Origin of the sequence: Thalassococcus arenae (assembly GCF_019104745.1) — a bacterium.
Lineage (GTDB): Bacteria > Pseudomonadota > Alphaproteobacteria > Rhodobacterales > Rhodobacteraceae > Thalassococcus_B > Thalassococcus_B arenae.
The window spans coordinates 998,454-1,018,426 of sequence record NZ_JAHRWL010000001.1; the positions used below are offsets into that span (position 1 = coordinate 998,454).

Annotated in this window: 15 protein-coding genes and 1 pseudogene; 9 read left to right on the forward strand and 7 right to left on the reverse strand. The window is 64.6% G+C overall.

The genetic code is table 11. The features are described from left to right. Positions 1-4 precede the first annotated feature (4 nt). The 3 genes from KUH32_RS05025 to KUH32_RS05035 are packed head-to-tail and all read left to right on the forward strand — an operon-like array spanning position 5 to position 3,860. Positions 5-1,513 (forward strand): ABC transporter ATP-binding protein, encoded by a 1,509-nt coding sequence (locus KUH32_RS05025; RefSeq protein WP_217776963.1) that lies wholly within the window; start codon positions 5-7, stop codon positions 1,511-1,513. Next, positions 1,510-2,628, forward strand: coding sequence for an ABC transporter permease (locus KUH32_RS05030; protein ID WP_217776964.1), 1,119 nt, complete (start codon positions 1,510-1,512; stop codon positions 2,626-2,628). The genes KUH32_RS05025 and KUH32_RS05030 overlap by 4 nt, the downstream gene beginning before the upstream one ends. Further along, positions 2,625-3,860 carry an ABC transporter permease gene (locus KUH32_RS05035; RefSeq protein ID WP_217776965.1) on the forward strand — a complete coding sequence of 412 codons (1,236 nt, stop codon included), beginning with the start codon at positions 2,625-2,627 and terminating at the stop codon, positions 3,858-3,860. The genes KUH32_RS05030 and KUH32_RS05035 overlap by 4 nt, the downstream gene beginning before the upstream one ends. Positions 3,861-3,932: 72 nt before the next feature. Here KUH32_RS05035 and KUH32_RS05040 read toward each other — a convergent pair whose 3' ends face one another. Together KUH32_RS05040 and ppsA are read right to left on the reverse strand one after the other, a co-directional pair. Beyond that, a complete protein-coding gene (locus KUH32_RS05040) occupies positions 3,933-4,616 on the reverse strand; it encodes a phosphoribosyltransferase (protein WP_217776966.1) in 684 nt (227 codons plus the stop codon). A 54-nt stretch (positions 4,617-4,670) separates the two neighbouring features. Continuing rightward, positions 4,671-7,058 (reverse strand): phosphoenolpyruvate synthase, encoded by a 2,388-nt coding sequence (gene ppsA / locus KUH32_RS05045; RefSeq protein ID WP_217776967.1) that lies wholly within the window; start codon positions 7,056-7,058, stop codon positions 4,671-4,673. A 160-nt stretch (positions 7,059-7,218) separates the two neighbouring features. Here ppsA and KUH32_RS05050 point away from each other — a divergent pair, with 160 nt between their 5' ends. Next, positions 7,219-8,985 carry an SLC13 family permease gene (locus tag KUH32_RS05050; RefSeq protein ID WP_217776968.1) on the forward strand — a complete coding sequence of 589 codons (1,767 nt, stop codon included), beginning with the start codon at positions 7,219-7,221 and terminating at the stop codon, positions 8,983-8,985. Positions 8,986-9,115: 130 nt separating this feature from the next. Further along, the gene (locus tag KUH32_RS05055; protein ID WP_254899090.1) at positions 9,116-9,424 is read left to right on the forward strand and encodes a terminase gpA endonuclease subunit; all 309 of its coding nucleotides are present in this window, start codon (positions 9,116-9,118) and stop codon (positions 9,422-9,424) included. A 1-nt stretch (position 9,425) separates the two neighbouring features. On the opposite strand, the gene KUH32_RS05060 is transcribed toward KUH32_RS05055, so the two are convergent. Continuing rightward, on the reverse strand, positions 9,426-11,771 hold the full coding sequence (locus KUH32_RS05060) for a YecA family protein (protein WP_217776969.1): 2,346 nt from the start codon (positions 11,769-11,771) through the stop codon (positions 9,426-9,428). Between the two features lie 249 nt (positions 11,772-12,020). Between KUH32_RS05060 and KUH32_RS05065 the strand changes: the two genes are divergently transcribed. The 4 genes and pseudogenes from KUH32_RS05065 to KUH32_RS18620 all read left to right on the forward strand — a co-directional run bounded on the left by KUH32_RS05065 (position 12,021) and on the right by KUH32_RS18620 (position 15,838). Next, positions 12,021-13,433: a phage portal protein gene (locus KUH32_RS05065; protein WP_217776970.1), complete on the forward strand. Its 1,413-nt coding sequence runs from the start codon at positions 12,021-12,023 to the stop codon at positions 13,431-13,433. After that, positions 13,426-15,282: a prohead protease/major capsid protein fusion protein gene (locus tag KUH32_RS18425; RefSeq protein WP_254898984.1), complete on the forward strand. Its 1,857-nt coding sequence runs from the start codon at positions 13,426-13,428 to the stop codon at positions 15,280-15,282. The genes KUH32_RS05065 and KUH32_RS18425 overlap by 8 nt, the downstream gene beginning before the upstream one ends. Before the next feature lie 2 nt (positions 15,283-15,284). Continuing rightward, complete coding sequence (locus KUH32_RS05075; RefSeq protein WP_217778426.1) at positions 15,285-15,494, forward strand: phage head-tail joining protein; 210 nt, start codon at positions 15,285-15,287, stop codon at positions 15,492-15,494. 1 nt (position 15,495) lies between these two features. Continuing rightward, positions 15,496-15,838: pseudogene (locus KUH32_RS18620) on the forward strand (DUF2190 family protein). Between the two features lie 3 nt (positions 15,839-15,841). On the opposite strand, the gene KUH32_RS05085 reads toward KUH32_RS18620, so the two are convergent. The 4 genes from KUH32_RS05085 to KUH32_RS05100 form a co-directional block, all read right to left on the reverse strand. Next, complete coding sequence (locus KUH32_RS05085; protein WP_217776971.1) at positions 15,842-16,606, reverse strand: hypothetical protein; 765 nt, start codon at positions 16,604-16,606, stop codon at positions 15,842-15,844. An 8-nt stretch (positions 16,607-16,614) separates the two neighbouring features. Then, positions 16,615-17,679 (reverse strand): PDDEXK family nuclease, encoded by a 1,065-nt coding sequence (locus KUH32_RS05090; protein ID WP_217776972.1) that lies wholly within the window; start codon positions 17,677-17,679, stop codon positions 16,615-16,617. Positions 17,680-18,119: 440 nt separating this feature from the next. Continuing rightward, complete coding sequence (locus KUH32_RS05095; protein ID WP_217776973.1) at positions 18,120-19,037, reverse strand: transglutaminase family protein; 918 nt, start codon at positions 19,035-19,037, stop codon at positions 18,120-18,122. A gap of 257 nt (positions 19,038-19,294) precedes the next feature. Next, positions 19,295-19,828, reverse strand: a complete 534-nt coding sequence (locus KUH32_RS05100; protein WP_217776974.1) for a hypothetical protein — start codon at positions 19,826-19,828, stop codon at positions 19,295-19,297. Positions 19,829-19,973 lie beyond the last annotated feature (145 nt).

The window sequence follows — 19,973 nt, forward strand, 5'->3', positions numbered from 1 at the left end:
GGCCATGCAAGTCGCGCTGCGCAGCATCACCAAGCGGTTCGGACCGGTCGTCGCGAACAAGGATGTCGACCTGACCATCCGCCCGGGCGAGGTGCTGGGTCTTCTGGGCGAGAACGGCGCCGGGAAATCGACACTGATGAACGTGCTTTGCGGTCTCTACAGTCCGACTTCGGGTGAGATCGTGATCGACGGTGCGCCAGTGCAATTCGCCGGGCCCGGCGATGCGATCCGCGCAGGCATCGGCATGGTTCACCAGCATTTCATGCTGATACCGGTCTTTACCGTTGCCGAAAACGTCGTGCTGGGGATCGAACCGACCGGACGGCTGGACCATCTCGACTTGGCGACCGCGCGCGCCGAGGTCCGACGACTGAGCCAGGAACACGGGCTGGCCGTCGACCCCGATGCCCGCATCGAGGACCTGCCGGTCGGTGTGCAGCAGCGCGTCGAAATCCTCAAGGTGCTGTTCCGTTCGGCCGACGTGCTGATCCTGGACGAACCGACCGCCGTGCTGACCCCGCAGGAGGTCGACGAGTTCTTTCAGATCGTGCGGTCGCTGCGCGACGCCGGAAAAGCCATCGTCTTCATCACCCACAAACTGAACGAAATCCTGGACATCGCGGACCGGATCAGCGTGATCCGTCGCGGCGAGATCGCCGGCGAAGGCGTCCCGCGCGACCTGACCCCGGCCAAACTGGCCGAGATGATGGTCGGCCGGCCCGTCGCGTTCGATGTGCCGCGCGGTGCCTTCGCACCGGGCGACGTGGTGCTGGACGTCACCGATCTTGTTGTGATCCGCGACGACGCGGTTGTGGTCGACGGCGTATCGCTGCAGGTGCGCAGCGGCGAAGTGATGGGTATCGCGGGTGTTCAGGGCAATGGTCAGTCCGCGCTGATCGAGGCGTTGGCGGGCCTGCGCCCCACGGTCGGCGGCACTGTGCGCTTTGACGGTCGCGACATCACCCGCGCCTCGCCGCGCGCCCGGCACCGCATGGGAATTGCGCATATCCCCGAAGATCGCCAGCGCGCCGGACTGGTGGGCAGCTTCACCGTGGCCGAGAACATGGTACTCGACACCTACTACGACGATCGTTTCTCGCGCGGGGCGGCGATCGACTGGAACAAGGTCATCGCCGAGGCCGAGACCGTCGCGCAGGCCTATGACGTGCGCACGCCGTCGGTGCATACCGCCGCCAATCACCTGTCCGGTGGCAATCAGCAGAAGTTGGTGGTCGCCCGAGAATTGTCGCGCGACACGCGGATGGTGATTGCCGGGCAACCGACGCGCGGGCTGGATGTCGGATCGATCGCCTATATCCACGAACGGCTCATGGCGGCCCGCGACGAGGGTGACGCGGTGCTGATCGTGTCCTCGGAACTGGACGAGATCATGGCGGTGTCCGACCGCATCCTGGTGATGTTCAAGGGCCGGATCGTGGCCGAGTTTCATCCACATGAACGCGCCGTGGACAAAGGCGAGATCGGACTGGCCATGGCGGGAGCGGCGGCATGAGCGCGACCACGACTCTGACCGATCGGCTGCAGGGACGCGCCACCGTCGAGGACCTGGTCATCGTGCCGCTGTTTTCGGTGGCCGCCGCCCTGATCCTCGGCGCGTTGATCATGCTGGCCACGGGGGTCGATCCCGGCACGATCGGGCGGTCGTTCCTCGCGTTGCTGCGTGGTTCGGTGGGATCGTTGCACGCGGTTTCGGAGACCCTGACCGCGGCGGCGCCTCTGGTGCTGGCGGGGCTCGGGCTGGCATTGGGGTTTCGCGCAGGCCTGTTCAACATCGGCGCCGAAGGCCAGGTCGTGATGGGCGGTCTTGCGGCGGTGGTCGCGGGCTTCAGCCTGACCGGGACGCCCGCGATCATCGCCCTGCCCGCGTCGCTGCTGGCCGGTGCGCTGGCCGGTGCGCTTTACGCCAGTATCGCCGGCTGGCTGCGGGCCGCGACCGGCGCGCACGAGGTGATCTCGACGATCATGCTGAACCTGATTTCGTACCGGCTGCTCGACTACCTCCTGCGCACCCCCTTCATTCAAAAGGAAGGCCGCGACGATCCGATCTCCAAATCCGTTCCGGACGCAGCCGAGCTGCCGCGGTTGCTGAGCTTCATCGACCCGAACCTGCGGGTCCATGCCGGCATCTTCGTGGTCCTGCTGATGGTCGCGCTGGCCTATTGGGTTCTGTTCCGCAGCAAGATCGGGTTCGAGTTCCGCGCCGCCGGCGAAAACCCCGTCGCCGCACGGTTCGCCGGGATGAACGCCAGCCTCACCATCATCCTGGCGATGGGGTTTGCCGGCGCGCTGGCGGGACTGGCCGGCGCAAACCAGGTGCTGGGCGTGCTTGATCGCGCCACGCCGGGCTTTTCCGCCGGGATAGGGTTCGACGCCATCGCGGTTGCTCTGTTGGGCAGGTCCCACCCCGTGGGCGTGCTGTTCGCCGGATTGCTGTTCGGCGCGCTCGAGGCCGGAGGGCGCCAGATGCAGGTCGATGCCGGGGTCAGTATCGACCTGATCGGCATCATCCAGGCGCTGATCATCGTCTTCATCGCCGCGCCGTTGCTTGTCCGCGCGCTGTTCCCGATCGGCTTCGAACGCCGCAAGCCCGGGGGGCCGGCGCCATGAGAAGCGCGCGCGACAAGGCCGCCCATACCCGTGTGACCGGCGTCATCCTGCTGGCACTGGCCGTCTTCGTGGCGTTCTTCCTGGTGCCCGGACCGGGTCAGCTGGCCACCTTCCGGCTGTCCCGACCGACGGACACCTGGGCCATCGGCGACCTTGTCGTACCGGGCGGGCCTTTCGTCTATGCGGCGGCGGCGCTTCTCGCATTTCTGGGCGCGCGTCAGTTCCTGCGCGGCGGCGCGCGGTGGCGCTCCCTGTCGCTGGGCATCGGTCTGGCCGTCGCGGTCGCGGCCTTCCTGGTCTGGGCCACCGCGGGCAAGGCGTTTTCGCTGACCGGCATGCTGCAGGCAACGATGGTGCGCGCGGTGCCCATCGCGTTGGGCGGGCTGGCGGGGGTCCTGTCGGAACGGGTGGCCGTGGTCAATATCGGCATCGAAGGCATGTTGCTGGCCGGAGCCTTCACCGGTGCGCTGGTCGGATCGGTGCTGGGCGGCGTGCCCGGGCTGGTGGCGGCGGTGGCGGTTGGCGGCGCCTTCGGCTTCATCCTGGCCGCGCTGGTGGTGACCTACCGGATGGACCAGATCATCGCCGGGGTGGTCATCAACCTGTTCGTGCTGGGCCTGACAAGCTATGTCAGCAGCCAGGTCTTCCAGCTGCACCGCGACCTGAACAACGCGCCGGTCTTCCGCGCGATCAAGGTGCCCGTTCTTGGGGACATCCCGGTTGTCGGGCCGATGCTGTTTCACCAGAACATCTTTGTCTATGGCGCGCTGATCATGGCGGGCGTGGCCACGTATTACCTGTTCCATACCCGCATGGGCCTGCGTGCCCGCGCCGTCGGCGAACACCCCCGGGCCGCCGACACGCTGGGGATCGACGTCTACCGCACGCGCTATGTCAACGTCACGGTGGCGGGCATGGTGGCCGGGTTCGGCGGCGCCTGGTTCACGCTGGGATCGGTCGGGCGGTTCGACGAGGGCATGACCGGCGGGCGCGGCTTCATCGGGCTTGCCGCGATGATCTTTGGTCGCTGGCACCCGGTCGGCGCATTGTCGGCCGCGCTGGTCTTTGGCTTCGCGGATTCGTTGCAGCAGAAACTGGCGCTCTTGCAAACCCCGATCCCGTCCGAATTCCTGGCGATGGCGCCTTACATCGCAACGATCATCGTCGTGGCCGGGCTGGTGGGTCGCGCGCGCGCCCCGGCGGCAGATGGCAAACCCTATGTCAAGGAATAGCCGCTGCCCGCGCATGCGCGGCGGGGTCCCGTCTTTGTGGCACACCGCTTCGCCACTGGGTGATGCGCCGCATCAATCGCTATCCCCACCTTCCGAACCGGCGGGCTGGAAACGGGTCAGAATTCCGCGCACCGTGTCGTCATCGACCTGATCGAAGCGGCGATAGGCCCCGCCGACCGAACCGATCCCCGAAAGATCGCGAAGGCAGATCACCTCGTCGGCCAGACCCTGCAATTGCCGATGCAGATCACGCGGCCCGACCGGCATCGCGACAAGGATGCGTTCGGGATTCCGCGCGCGCAGCGCCTTGATCGCCGCGATCAGCGTGGCGCCGGTAGCGACGCCGTCGTCGACGACGACCACGGTCTTGCCGGTCACATCCAATGGACGCCGGTTGGCGAGGTAGAGCGCGCGGCGTCGTTCTATCTCGGGCAAGAGGCGTCGCCCCCGGTCCTCAGCCTGTTGCGGCGACAGGCCGAAGGCACGCGCAACGTCGCGGTTGATCGTGAAGACGGGATCGTCGCCGTCGGCCACGGCGCCGATCGCCAGTTCCGGCTGACCGGGCGCGCCGATCTTGCGGACCAGAACAAGATCGAGCGGCAACGCCCGGGCGGCGCAGATTTCGGCCGCGACCGGCACCCCGCCTCGTGGCAAGGCCGTGACCACGGTGTCTTCCCGGCTCAGCGCCGGAAGCGCGGCCGCCAGTTGGCGCCCGGCATCGGCCCGGTCGACGAAAATCGCGATCCTCGATGCCATGTCGCTCCTTTCCGGCAGAATCCCTTTGGCTTCGTTCCGACTGCGCGGGGCGCTTCAATCGTGCCGGCGCCGCTCGGCCTGCGCGACGTTGCGCAGGACAGAGACAAAGCTGTCGGGTGTGACCGAAACGCTGTCGATCCCGAAATCCACCAAGCGCTGAGCATAGGCCGGATCGTTGCTGGGGGCCTGTCCGCAGAACCCTACCTTGCAGCCCGCCGCGTGCGCCTTGGCGATCACCGTTTCGATCATCCACAAGACCGCCGGGTCATCTTCGCGAAACAGATCGGCCAGGGCATCGGAATCCCGGTCGATCCCCAAGGTCAACTGCGTCAGATCGTTCGATCCGATCGAAAACCCATCGAAGCGCGAGGCGAAATCCTCGGCCCGGACGACGTTTGTCGGGATCTCGCACATCATGTAGACCTGCAGCCCGTCCTGCCCGCGCGTCAGGCCATGCTCGGCCATGACCGCCAGAACGCGGTCTGCTTCCTCGGGGGTGCGGCAGAACGGGATCATGACGACGACATTGTCGAAGCCCAGCGTTTCGCGCAGGCGTCTGATCGCGCGACATTCCAGCGCGAACCCGTCGCGGTAGCGGTCGGAGTAGTAGCGAGAGGCGCCGCGGAATCCGATCATCGGGTTTTCCTCGGGCGGCTCGAAATCCTCGCCGCCCAGAAGGCTGGCATATTCGTTGGTCTTGAAATCGCTCATCCGGATGATGACCGGCCGCGGGTAACACAGTGCCGCGATCCGCGACAGACCGCGCGCCAGATGTTCGACGAAATAGGCCTCGGGGCTGTCGGATTGCGCGGTCAGCGCCACGATCCGTTCCCGTGTTTCGGCGTCGGTGACGCGTTCGGGATGCGCCAGAGCCATCGGGTGAACCTTGACCGCATTGCTGACCACGAATTCCATCCGCGCCAAGCCGACACCCGCCAATGGCAGGCGCCACCAGCGCAACGCCGCACTGGGGTTGGCGAGGTTCAGCATCACCTGTGTCCGGGTTTCGGGCAGGCTGTCCAACGCGTCTTCGGTCACCGTGATGTCGGAAATGCCATCGGTCACAACACCCACTTCGCCGCCCGCGCAGGACACGGTGACATCCTGGCCATCATGCAGAACATGGGTGGCGTCGCCGCAACCGACGATCGCCGGCAGCCCCAGTTCGCGGCTGACGATAGCGGCATGCGATGTGCGTCCGCCGTGGTCGGTGACAATGGCTGCCGCGCGCTTCATGATCGGTACCCAATCGGGATTGGTGGTCCCGGTGACCAGCACCGAACCGTCGACGAAACGATCGATATCGGCGGGGCTCTCGATGATCGACACCCTGCCGCCGACCGCCGCGTTGCCGATGCTGAGACCACTGACCAGGGTCTTGCCCGGCGACTCGACGGCATAGGTCTTGAGCCGGCCCGTATCGGCGCGTGCCTGGACGGTCTCGGGCCGCGCCTGCACGATGTAAAGCGCACCGCCAGCACCATCGCGCGCCCATTCCATATCCATCGGCACGCCGTAGTGATCCTCGATGATCCGGGCCTGCCGCGCGAGATCGAGGATCTCGGCATCGCTGAGAACGAAGGCCGCACGTTCGGCCTTGGACGTCGGGACGTTGCGCGGACTGCCATCGCGGTTCTGGATCATCTTGATCGACTTTGCGCCCAGGCGTTTTTCCACGATCGGCTCGATTCCGGGCCGCGACAGGAACGGCTTGTAGACCTGGTATTCGTCCGGATCGACCGCGCCCTGCACGACGTTTTCGCCCAAACCCCAGGCGGCGTTGATCAGAACGACATCGGCAAACCCGCTTTCGGTGTCGATGGAAAACATCACGCCGGACCCGCCGGTTTCGGCGCGCACCATGCGCTGGACGCCGATCGACAGCGCGACCTGATCATGCGCGAACCCCTGCACCTGGCGGTAGGCGATCGCCCGGTCGGTATAGAGCGAGGCGAAACACCTCTTGCAGGCTGCAAGCAGGGCGTCTTCGCCCTTCACGTCCAAGAACGTTTCCTGTTGCCCGGCGAAACTGGCCTCGGGCAGGTCTTCGGCCGTGGCGCTGGACCGGACGGCGACCAGCGGTTCTGCCTCTCCGGCGTCCCGCCCAAGCGCGCGATAGCGGTTCCGGATCGCATCCGCCAAGGCCACTGGCCAGTCACCATCGAGAATCAAGCCGCGGATCTTTCGACCCACGGTTTGAAGGCTGTCCTTGCCACTATCCAGCGCGGCCAGTTCACGGGCGATGGCATCGGGCAAGCCGTTTTCCGCCAGATAGGTGCGGAACGCGCCCGCCGTCGTGGCGAAACCGGGCGGCACCCTTATGCCCTTCGGGCCAAGGGCCGCGATCATTTCGCCCAGCGACGCGTTCTTGCCTCCAACGATACCGACATCGGAACGGCGCATCTGGGCGAGGTCGAGAACGAGTTCGTCGGATAAGCTCATCGTGCAACTCCTGCGCTTGCTGCCAGAGACAGCATGCCCTTTCGCCGGTCGACCGAATTGACCCAGGTCAGACCGGTGGCACAAAGCCCGTGCAAAGCTGGCACATGGCGCGTGTACCGCGTGCATCGCCGGCGGCCCGGCTGCTCGGAAAGGCACCATCATGACACTGGAAATCGCCATCGTCCTCGGGGTGCTGTTATGCGCCGTGATACTGATCGCTAGCGAAGTTCTTTCGATCGACCTGGTCGCCGTTCTGATGATCGTCGTCATGGTGGCGGCCGGTATCCTGTCGCCCGAACAGGCGTTTTCGGGATTTGCAAGCGATGTCGTCGTCGCCCTGGCCGCGATCTTCGTCATCGCGGGAACGATCGCGCGCGCGGGACTGACCGAGTCCATTGCGGTAGCGATGCTGGCAGGCAGCCGCGGCAGTGAACGCGCCGGGCTTGGTCTGGTCATGGCTGTTTCGGTGGGCTTATCCACGGTGTTCAGCAATACCAGCACGGCCTCGGTGCTGACGCCGGTCGTTCTGAGCTATGCACGGCGGGCGGGTCTGGGCGCCGGGCGCTTGCTGATGCCGATGGCCTTCGCGTCGATGATGGGGGGCACGATGACCCTGATCGGGACATCGACCAACCTGTCGGCAAGCGGCATGGTAACCGCGCTTGGCATGGCGCCCTTCGCGTTTTTCGAGTTCACGGCCATAGGGGCCATCCTGGCTGTGGCCGGTCTGCTTTTCATGATCGGACCGGGCCGCTTGCTGGTTCCCGATCGACGCCCGCCGGATCTTGTCGCGGATTACGGCGTAACGGACTACCTCACCGAAATCGAAATCGCCCCCGGGTCATCCGTGGCCGGTTTGGATGTGGCCGGGTTGGAACTTGAACGGGCGGCAATAGAGCCACTTGCGATCCTGAGGCAGGGAACGCGCTTGTCGGCCAACCCGTTGCGCATCGTGTTGCCCGGCGACCGAATGATCGTGACGGGGGGCCTCGACGCATTGTTGCGGCTACGGCAGGACAAGCGTTTCGCATTGGTTCCCGAAGGCGAAACCGCGGCCGATACGGCGCGATCCGACCTGGTCGGACTGGCCGAGGCCGTGGTGCTTCCACAGTCGCTACTGGTCGGCCGCCGGCTGGGCGGCACGGCGTTTTTCAGACGGCGGCGGTTGAAGGTCCTGGGCCTGCACCGGGCCGGCAGCCCGTTTGCCACCCGTCTCGACAACATGACCCTGCGGGTGGGCGACGTTCTGCTGTTGCAGGGTGCTACCGACGATCTCGAATCGCTGAAAGGCAACCCCGATCTTCGCGGGCTTGCCGAAGTCGACCCGCTGCCGCCGTCGAAACCGGCCGGACTGGCCGCACTCGGGCTGTTGACGGCGGCGGTCGGCTGCGCGGTCGCGGGGCTTGTGCCGCTGCCCATAGGCTTGTTGGGTGTGGTCGCCATTCTCGGTGTCTTCGGCATCACGCCGCTTCACGAAGCCTATCGCATGATCGACTGGCGCCTTCTGGTGACGGTCGCAGGCATGACGGCATTCGGGCTGGCGATGTACCAGACCGGAGCCGCCGATTTCCTTGCCGTGGCGATCTTGCGCGTCTCGGTTCCGTTCGGCGTGCCCGCTGGTCTGTTCGTTCTCGGCCTGCTGACCGTGCTTTTGACGCAGCCGATGTCGAACGCCGCCGCCGCAATCACGATGCTCCCGGTGGCGGTGGCGTCGGCCGACCTGATGCAGATCGACCCACGCCCTGCAGTGGTGCTGGTCACGTTGTCGGCGTCGTTGTCCTTTGTGGCGCCACTGGAACCCGCCTTGTTGATTGTCTACGGCCCCGGCCGCTACCGTTTCGTGGATTTCATCCGTGCCGGCGGTCCACTAACCTTGGTTACCTTGGGTCTGCTCGTCGTGCTTGTACCGCGCTTCTGGCCGCTGTAGCCCGACAAGGGTGTGCGGTCTGTCTGCCATCGCGACGACATTGGAACGACCCTGCCCTTTGCAGGGGCCGCGTGTAACGACCCTTGCGGGGGTTGGATATCTGAACTGACGACCTTCAGGTTACGCCCGCCTGCGCCTCACCGAACCCGGCCCCGGCGCGATCAACTTCCCCCGCCGCCTCGACGTCGACTACTTCCGCCAGCTGACCGCCGAGCGCGTCGTCACCCGCTTGGAGCGCGGCCGTCCCATCCGCTCATGGCAGCCCAAGCGCGACGGCGAACGCAACGAGGCGCTCGACACCTTCGTCTACGCCCACGCCGCGCTGCACGGCCTGATCAGCATGGGGCTCAGGCTGAACGAGGAGGTGGAGGGGGTCGGCCCGGCGATGACTTCGTTGAGCAAGTCGAATTGGGTGATCCGCTCAACGTGGATGGCGTAGATCAACGGCCATGACACTTCTTGTATTTTAGACCACTGCCGCAGGGGCACGGATCGTTCCGCCCCAGCTTTCTGGCCTTGGTAGCTGGGACAGGTTTATTTGGCTGGTTCGAATTCAAGACCCGCGTACGTTGGGACATTCGCGTCGCGTCTTCGTAAATGTGATCGTTTGCTGATGTTCTGGTCGTTGGTATGCGGACCGGGAAAGGCCGAGCCGCGCGGAATGCTCCATCCGAGTTAACTTCCACCAAGACGCCGATGACGTCAGGCACTTTGGCGACCAAGGCGGCCGCACTGGCCTTGTCGTTCACCCCAGCCCAATCAATTTCTTGGTCGTGCCGCTGAAGCCAGATGAAGAGCGGCTCATCATCCCCGGATAGCATAAAGTAACGAGTCGGATGCAGGCTCAAGGTTTGGCGAAGGTCGGACAGCATCTTGGCCAGATTACTCCGGCCTTCCTCTCCAAGGTTGCGGATGCGGCTCTCCGCTGAAAGCCACCCACGCGCTCGGGTGGCGTTGAGCGCCCCGAGCAGCCTCAGCACCTCGTCCGGGAATGCCTGCGTCGGAAATGGACTGCTTTCCCAGTCTTCACCTTCGAAGCACCTGTCGACGATATCGCTCATGCCGTCCCAGATGACCATGGTCGCGTTGCCGCCACGCAGCTGATCGGCAATGTCCAGATCGAAGCGGTTCTTCTTCAGGTACGCGCCGAGATGGTCGAACTCGTCAAACAGATGAGCCCGCCGCATCCCCGCCACGGCCTGTCGCACCTCCATGTAGTGAGCAAACTCGCCGGGGGTCGGCAAAAATCGCTTGAGGACAAATAGGTCATCAATGGATAGTGAAACGAAGGGGTGCTTTCCAAGGAGCGGCTTAATCTCTGCGAGTTCCTTGCAGTATGTGGAAAATGGTGAGAACGACTCGACCGTTAGCCCAATCGGCACCATCACGCGGTAATCGGAGCGGCGGAGACGGCCGCATTCTTCATGTTTTCCGTCAGCCAAGCGATAGAGCGGCACTTCGTCAGCCGAGTTAAGATAGTTGAAGAACCGTTCACACTGCTTGTAGGCCTTGATCACTAGATCCTGCACCGACTGCGCATGGCGTGCGAAATCAAGCGCTGGCGACGCGATTGTGGCAGCGGCGCCAGCCTTGGCCTCAACAAGAAACAATACGTCATCTATGAGGATGAGAGTATCATTTTCGGCCCACTGCTTGGTGGCTGGGTCCCTATAGTAGACTTCTTGGAAAAGCGCTGCGTTCGGAAGTTGGCTTGAGAGAATATTGGCAAACGCAGCTTCGCTCATCGTTTTCTGCCGATCCTTGAAGGTCTTCGCGTAATCCGGCCTCCGCTTCAGAAGATTGAAGAGAAGCGCGCGATACCCAGCGTCGCGAGCAAAGCACGGGTCGATGGCGTAATAGTCTTCCCCTAGCTGAATTAGTGGTTTCTTCCGAGCAGGCAGTGTCCGGTAAGGCGTTCCCGCATAATCACCCGGAGCGAAGAAATCTGTTTCTTCTCCACGCCGAAACGCCAAGTCCGCTAACAGCGCCGGCGGCAGCATCGTGTGACGGCTCACGTTGGCAATGCCACCTCGAAACATATCATCCATCGCCCGCCTTGTGGCCTGCGCCTGTTCCGCATTTGCCGCAAGCCAGGCCTCCATAGCTTTTTCTTCAGGCCCATCAAATGATGCCGCAAAAGCCTGCACCGCATCAAAGTGCCTCTTCATGTCCGTAATGGCATCGGCATGGCCGGAACGCGCGGAGTCTGCCATTGCCTGGAATCCTGCCGCGATGTCGGCTGCACCAATACCGTATACTTCAGTCAGCATATCATTGTGAGGTGCTAGAACGTATCTATAGAACTCTCCCTCCAAGACCTGGTAGCGGTTCCCGCGCAAGAGAACCCAATTCGATTTAGCGCGGAACTCAATATCAGCGGTATCTGGGCCGAACACTCCGGTCTTCTTGTCCGCTGATGAAGCCATGGCGAAAAACATGGCCTGCTCTCGCAGTTGACGGCTCAGCTCAAAGAGCTCAGTGCATTGGGCTTCGTCAAAGGACACGTCCTCCGGGGCGACGTCCGACGCCAGCACGGCATGCACGTACTCCAGCAAGAACTGATTATCGCCGATGAGGTCGTCGTGGCCCTCCGCTGCACCGTTCTCTTCGGCGGCGCTTTGGACTGCCATCGCCTTCATCATGTACTTAGCATAAATATAGCCGAGCAGGTCATGCGCAGGCATCGTGACAATCAGCGCGCGCATGCGTGCGGCCGTGGCTTCCATCTCCTTCAGCAGAGAAGTTGCAGCTTCTTTCCGTTTTTCTTCGTCAATCAATTTACTCACCGAGACTTTTTCGCCTTCTGGGGCACCTTGGTAGAGAGACTTTGACCGGACCGTGGCTTCGCATGCTACACCATTATTCTGCAATGACCTCCCAACCCACTAAATGAGATCCGAGACTATCACATTTGCACGCAGGCACTTGCATCGGTTCCTCAGTTGGAGAACGGTGGCAGGGATGCTCGTAGCAAGAAGGCACTTCCCAAACATTCCCAATAGCTTGAGGATACGTTTCGGGCGATTCTGTCGCCCATGCGGACCTTCCTCCATCGCCTTCTCGGCCTCGCGCGCGCTCGCGGCTTCGACGCTGCGGGTGGCGGGCGGCGTTGGGAGGGGGCGCGGACAGTCGACGGGCTGAACGCGGCGATCCTCTCGGGGGCAACCACGGCGGCGCGGAGGGCTGGGTGGTATGCGCGGAACAACCCGTGGGTCGCGGCGGCGGTCGACAGCCTGGTCAGCAATGTCGTCGGCGCCGGGATCAAGCCGCAGTCCACCCATCCCGACCGCGCCGTGCGCGAACGGCTGCAAGCGCTCTGGCTGCGCTTGACCGATCACGCCGCCCCGGACGGGCTCGCGGATTTCTACGGGCTGCAGGCCATAGCCTTGCGCGCAATGGTCGAGAGCGGCGAGAGTTTCGCCCGGCTGCGCGTGGCGAGCGACGCCAGCACCATCCCCCTCCACCTCGAGCTTCTGGATCGCGACCAGGTTCCCATGGACCTGCACCGCGAGATCGGCGGCGGGGCGCGGATCCGCGCGGGCATCGAATTCGATGCCGCCGGTCGCCGGGTCGCCTACCGGGTCTTGTCCTCCCGCCAGGGCGACCCTCTCGGGTCTCTCCGCACGGACCCGCTCCGCGTCCCCGCCGCCGATTGCCTGCACCTGTTCAAGCCGCTCGCTGCGGGCCAGCTGCGCGGGATCACCTGGCTCGCGCCGGTGCTGCTGCGGCTGCACGAGCTCGACCAGTTCGAGGACGCCGCGCTGGTGAAGGCCAAGGTCGCGGCGTTGTTCACCGGCTTCATCACCGATCCCGACGGCACGGCGGGCGGGCTGTCGGGCACCAACACCGGCGGCGCGCTGACCATGGGCATGGAACCCGGCAGCCTGATCCCGTTGCCGCCCGGCACCGACATCCGTTTCTCCAACCCGACCGAGAATAACGCCTACGCGCCCTTCGTGAAGAACCATCTCCGCGCCGTGGCGGCGGGGCTCGGCCTGCCCTACGAGCTGCTCTCGGGCGATCTGGAGGGCGTCACCTATTCCTCGATCCGCGCCGGGCTCATCGAGTTCCGCCGCCGGGTCGAGCAGCTGCAGCACAACGTGGTCGTCCACCTGTTCTGCCGTCCGGTCTGGGAGCGGTTCGTGCGGCTGGCGGTGCTGACCGGCGAGCTGCCTGCGCGGGACTTCGACCGGAACCCGGATGCCTATCTCGGCTGCGAATGGCTGCCGCCGAAGTTCGACTACGTCGATCCGATGAAGGACGTGCAGGCGGAGATCATGGCGATCGGAGCGGGGCTCAAGAGCCGGTCCCAGGCGATCGCCGAGCGCGGCTACGACGCCGAGCAGGTGGACGCCGAGATCGCCGCCGACCGCGAGCATGCGGAGGGGCTTGGGCTCGCCTTAGGTCAGACGACGGCGGCGCAGCAGAAGGAGAGCGCCGATGGCTGACACAGCGACCACCCCGGCACCGACGCGCTCAAACGTCGGGAATGACAACGTTTGCCTTCTGACCCGCCGCGCGACGCTAGCGCCCGCGACCGCCGATCCGGAGGCCCGCACTGTCGAGGTGGTGTGGTCCACCGGCGCCCCGGTGCGCCGCCGCGACATGGCGGGCCAATACATCGAGCGGCTCAGCCTCGCGCCCGAAGCCATCGACCTGTCGCGCCTCGAAGGTGCCAGCGTGCTGGACGCGCATCGCCAGACCGCCGTCCGCGACGTGCTGGACTCGGTTCGCAACGCCGCCGTCGATGGCAAGCGCGGCACGGCGCTCATCCAGTTCTCGGCACGCCCAGAGGTGGATCCGGTCTGGCAGGACGTGCTGGCGGGCATCCTCCGACATGTCTCGGTCGGCTACTCGGTCGAGGACTGGGCCGAGACCACCGAGAACGGCGCGCGCGTGCTGACTGCCGTGCACTGGACACCCCACGAGATTTCCCTGGTGCCGACGCTCGCCGACCCAGGCGACCACATTCGCATGGAGATAGAGATGACCGAGACGACCACCCGAGAGGCCGCCGACACGGCGCCCACCACCGAGACCCGCGCCGAAGCCAATGCCGAGATTCGCTCCATCGCCCGCGTCGCCGGGCTTGACCAGTCCTGGATCGACGGCCAGATCGACGGCGGCGCCGATCCCGACACCGCCCGCCGTGCGGCCTTCGAGGCGCTGGCGAAGCGATCCGCGCCCACGATCCGCACCGAACAGGTTCGTGTCGAGATGGGCGAGAGCCAGGACGATCCCGCCCTGCGCGCCCGCCAGATGGGCGAGGCGCTCTACGCCCGCATCAACCCGCGCCACGCGCTTTCCGAACCTGCGCGGCGCTATGCCTATTCGACCCCGGTCGACATGGCGAAGGAACTGCTGACGCTCCGCGGCGAGTCCACCATGGCGCTGTCGCCCGCGAGCCTCGTGACGCGCGCCCTGCACACGACATCCGACTTCCCGATCATGCTTGGAGACACGGTGGGCCGCGTCCTGCGCGACGCCTACCAGGCCGCGCCCTCGGGCATCCGCCGCCTCGGCCGCCAGACCACGGCGCGGGACTTCCGCGCGGTGAACAAGACCATGCTGGGCGAGGCGCCACTGCTGGAGAAGCTGAACGAGCACGGCGAGATCAAGGCCGGCACAATGGCCGAGGCGCGGGAGGCCTACAAGGTCGAGACCTGGGCGCGGAAGATCGGCATCACAACGCAGGTGCTGGTGAACGACGACCTCGGCGCCTTCTCGGACCTCGCCCGCCGCATGGGACAGGCCGCGGCCGAGACCGAAGCACCGATCCTCGTGACCCTCCTCGAGGCGGGCAGCGGCAACGGCCCGACGATGTCGGACGGCAAGACGCTGTTCCATGCCGACCATGGCAACAAGGCGGGCACCGGGGCGGCGATCTCCGACGCGACCCTCTCAGCCGCGCGGCTCGCGCTCAGGACCCAGAAGGGCATTGAGGACCGGACGATCCGCGTCACGCCCTGCAACCTGCTGGTCCCGCCCGCGCTGGAGACCACCGCCGAGAAGTGGCTGGCCAGCATCGCACCCGCGACGGCGGCCGACGTGAACTCGTTCTCCGGGTCGCTGTCGCTGGTGATCGAGCCACGCCTGTCCAGCACCACCCGCTGGTATGTCACCGTCGACCCCGGCGAGATCGACGGGCTGGAGTTCGCCTATCTCTCGGGCGCCGAGGGCCCGCAGGTCGAGAGCCGCTCGGGCTGGGACGTGGACGGCGTGGAGATCCGGGTGATCCTCGATTTCGGCGCGGGCTTCATCGACCATCGGGGCTGGTTCATGAATGCGGGCGCGTGAGCGTGGCCGACCTCGCCCAACTCACCGCCTGGCGGGACGCCCTGATGGCCGCGCGCTACCGGGGCGTCCGAACCGCCGAATACGACGGCAAGCGCGTCACCTACGCGAGCGACGACGAGATGGCCGCCGCGCTCGCGGACCTTAACCGGCAGATCGCAGGGGCGACCGAGCGCATCTCGGTCGTCCGCATCCAATCCTCGAAAGGGCTCTGAGATGAAGAACTACCTCCAGAACGTCCATATCGTCCGTGTCACCACGCCCGCAGGCGGCATCGCCTCGGGCGACGCGCTGATCGTGGGCAGCATCTTCGGCATCGCCGCCTATTCCTCGGCCGAGGGCGACCCGGTCGAGCTCTCCACCACCGGCGTGTTCCAGCTGCCAAAAGTCAGCGCGGCGGTCCTCACCCTTGGCGCGCGTGGCGTGGGACAACATGGCGAAGGAAGTCACCACCCCGGCTGCGGGAAGCTTCCCCATCGGCGTCGCGGTCGAGGCGGCCGGGAACGGCGTCACCAGCGTCGCTGCGCGGCTGGATGGGATCGCGACGGCGGCGGCGTAGTGGTCAGTAGATGGTGTTCTCCTGCGTCCACGCGTCACCGTCGAAAGAAGCGAAGATTGCTGCATCGAGGACGCAGGGGAAGACGTCGCTCGCGGCGCACAGTGCCTGAATGCCATCGAGCACGAACTCGTAGTATCCGGTGTCTGCCAGCGCGGTCGCTGTCAAAGTAACGGGGAAGCCAAAGTCGTTCAGCCATTTCGTTATGCGGCTATCGATGGGGATTTCGTATCTGGTCAATCCCAGCGATTGAAGCAGGTTTCTCGACTGCTTCGGACCAAAGCCGTGCAGCAATTTCTGGAGAAAGCGGGCGACTTCGCGCTCCTCTCCTGCTTTGGAAGGGGACCCAAGAGCATTCACCTTTTTCAGTGTGGTGGACCAACACAGGTCTGCGTTCAGCTTGTCGAGATTCTTGGACAAGTCTTCGGCGATCTTGTCGCGAAAGCGGATACCGCCATGGGCGCGGAGCGTAGACGAGATCAGATCGCGCCTCGCATCTCCGTCGATTTCGCGGCCAACACCCTCATACGAAAGGGGGAACGGAATCGTGCGAAGGAATCTTGCCACAGCGCTGTCAGGACCAGACCGTTGAACGGATGTCATGCGCATGCCGACCATCTGCTTCCAGAACTCGGAGCGATCAACGGTTGGCTTGGCTGCAGCGAGGTTTCTCGCCACCCGCACTCGCACAAAAGGATTAGCGGCATGGGAATCGACGAAACTCTTGACACGAGCGATGTCAGCGGGGTCGACCTTCCATTCGAACTGCATGGCCAACTCTATTCCGAGGGCTCGAACACAACGCCCTGATCCGGGAAGGCGTCGCGCAGATTTACCATCGCCTGCTTCCAGTCCGATCCGCCCCACTGGTTCAGGAACGCATATGTTCGGCCTCCGGATTGGATGAGCTCGTCCTCGCTGCAGAAGTATCGAGTGGGGTCAAAGCCACGTCCTTCCTTTTCCCGCGCCTCCTTCGCGAGGCGGAAGAAGTCCTCTGCGTTGACCTCGCCCTCAACTGACACGAGGGCCCGGTTGGCGCGCGGGCCGCAATGCGTCGCGACCTCCTCCGGTGCGATGCCGCTCTCCACGAGGTGGCGGAACACCTGATAGATCGCGTGTCGCTTCCGCAGGCCCGTCAGTTGGCGCCCGCCGAGGGTGACGTCGTAGCTGGTCCAGTCTCGCGTGTCCGTGCGCGCCTCGCGCTCCTTGCGCTTCTTCTCAGTGACGCGGACCTGGTATTCCGCGACCTCCGGAAGGGGGATGATCTGCTGGACATCAACAAGGACACGACCATCAAGGCCGTAGGGCTGGAGACGCACGCAACGGATGTCGATGCTGCGTTCGATCAGCCAAAGGACCGATGTCGTCAGTTCGCGGCTGAACTCGGCCGAGGCCAGGACGATGCGCACGTCCTGCGCGAAGGCATCTTCGTCGGGCTCGTCCCACCCGAGGAAGTCGAGCAGTTCGGCACGCGCATCCGTGTCGGCCTTGCCGATCTGCGTGAGATAGCGAGCGAACACATCGGCAGCCTGGTCGAAGGTCATGGTGGAGACCATCGACGCGTAGCGGATGGCCTGCAGTTCCATGTGGCCGCCGTCCTCGGTCCGCTTCAGCTCGATCACCACGAGGTTCGCATCGCGGTCAATGCCGAGAAGATCGATGCGTCGGCGCGACTCGTCCCAGTCCCCGAACTCCTCCGCGATGACCAGCGTGTCAGGTGCGACCACGGCGATGTTCGCCCGGAGCAGGCGCTGCAGATCGCGACGCTCCTGCAGCTGGACCTGCCCGAACGTGGTCTTGCTGAGGGGGCGTATTTCTTCGCTGGCAAACTCGTAGATCGGCATGGGCAATTCGGACCTTTTGGGGAATTGCTCCTATCCAACCGCAGTGGCACCGCGCGGGCAAGCGCCATGGGGTGCGAACGCTTGCGGAACATCGGCCCCATCCCGTGTCGCACCCGTGTTGCACGGAGGACTCGGGGCTGGTCGTAAGTCTTTGGAATCTTTGGGGAGTGTTCGGGAAGGCTCTGCAACACGAAAAAGGCGCGTGGATCGCGCCTGTTTTGGCATAAGCCTTTGATATATTGCAGGAAAGTTTGGTTGCGGGGGCTCGCAACTCACGATTCCTGCGGTTGGTCGAGAGCGTGGTCCCGCGGCTTGTGGCGTAGAAGTGGCCACCACATCGTGCAACAGGGCCAACCGTGCTCTTTCAACCCCCGCGACGACAAAGGGGAGAGCCGAGACATCCTGTGCACACGATCCGCACATGCAGCACCCACAACGCGCTACATTGCTGTGGCTTCGACCCGATCCTCCATGGCAGTTGCATGATCCTGTGCTGCAAGTCGCACCACGACTCCGACCGCAAGATCACAAAGGGCGCCCGGCCGTCCCGAATAGCTTCCGGAGACCGGCACGAGATGATGAATGTCGCGACCGACTGCGACCGGTATCAGGTTCTGCGACCCGACGCTTCGGTTCGTTGGATCAAAGGCAATCCAACCAGCACCTGGGACAAATATCTCGACCCAGGCATGGGTGGACCCGGAACCCGCAGACCCAATGAGGCTTCCCTCCACATCGGACAGATAGCCGGACACGATGCGGGAACCGAGTCCGAGCGTGCGCGCGGCTTCGGCGAGCAGGACCGCGAAATCCCGGCACGAGCCCCATCGCCGGTCGAGCGTTTCGATCGGTGACTGGGTGCCTTCGTCATCGCGGCTCTGGTAGGAAATGTGCGTGAACACACCGTTGCTGATGTCCTTCAGCAGAGACAGCGTGTCGGTCGGGCGTGCCATGACAAAGTCCTCGACCCATCGGGAAAGTCGCCCGTCCGGGTCGTAGTATTGCGGTACCGTCAACGCACCCAGATCCGTCCATTCGTCGGCGGCGTAGACAAAGGGATACTGGGCGGCCGAGGTAGCAATGGCAAAGACCGGCCAGGCTGGCGCGGTGAGCTCCACGGTGGCGCGGCTCTCGATCACAAGATGATCTGTCAGGCCGTCAAAGACGGCGGTGGCGACCGCGTTGCCGGCCACGTCATGCGCCCAGGTTACCGTCGCCGTCGGAGAAATGGAGAGGACATGCGCAAGTAGTCGCAGTTCCCGCGTTTCCCGGGGACGGAGCATCAACCGATGAGGCCCAAGAGGGATCTTGTGACGGTATCGGTAGGTCGTGGTGTGAACGACGTCGAGGCAGGCCAAAGTGATGTTCCAGTTGGGTTCAAAGGAGACGGCGCGCGGCTGTGGGGATCAGCGGCGGCGAGATGCGCCCGGGCGCGCGGGCACGGCATTTCGCCAGGCGTTCAACCCCTTGCAGCGTCGGCAAATCCGTTCTCCGAAGCCTTCGCTCCAGAACAGGGTTTCGCACCGCAGGCATCGGCGTTCTTGGGGAACGTCGCCCAGGGCCCTTGGGGTCTCGGTGGCTGGCGTTGCACCTTTTGCGATGGCCTTGGTCGCCATCACGGTTTCCCCGCAGCCAGACGGGTGCGCAAGGACGGCGGCGAGTCCGGTCGCGCAGGCATGCCTTCGTTTTCGGCCGCCCGGATCGACTCTTCGTGCCGCGCTCCTCGGGCGGTCGTCTTCGAAGACGGCGCAGCCGGGTTCGGATCGGACGCCCCTGACCCGGAATAGAGATGTCGCAGATGCGCCTCGGAGACCCCGTCGGCCTTCATCACGAGCTGTACCATCGGATCAGCCAGCATTTCTTCGAGGAAGAAGTCGGACAACGCCCTGCCCGTGAGCTTGTCTCTGGCGCGTGCCTGGTCCAGATCGGCAAGGGAAAGGGTGAGCGTCCTCGCAAGCCCCGGATGCGATGCCCTTGGATGAAGCTTCACCAGAACCGAGGCCTTCCATGCCGCGGGATCCTGTTGATCCGGCGGCGAAGCCAGCTCCGTTTCGATCTCGTACTCTCCCGCCGGGAGAGTCTCGGCAAAACCCGGAACGGTGAACGGCCGGGAAAAAACCGCAACGGTCTTGCTCGTCAGATCGTCCATTCGCGCGTTCCTTTCCCATGTTGCTGTGGGTGGTCCGCGCCCCTCACGGGAATGAGGCGCGTAACCGGTGTAGGTCTCGAGATGTCTAGGACTTCGCGGGTGCTTCCTTGCCAGTGGCCTTGGGCTCGGTCTCCTTGGCGGGGGT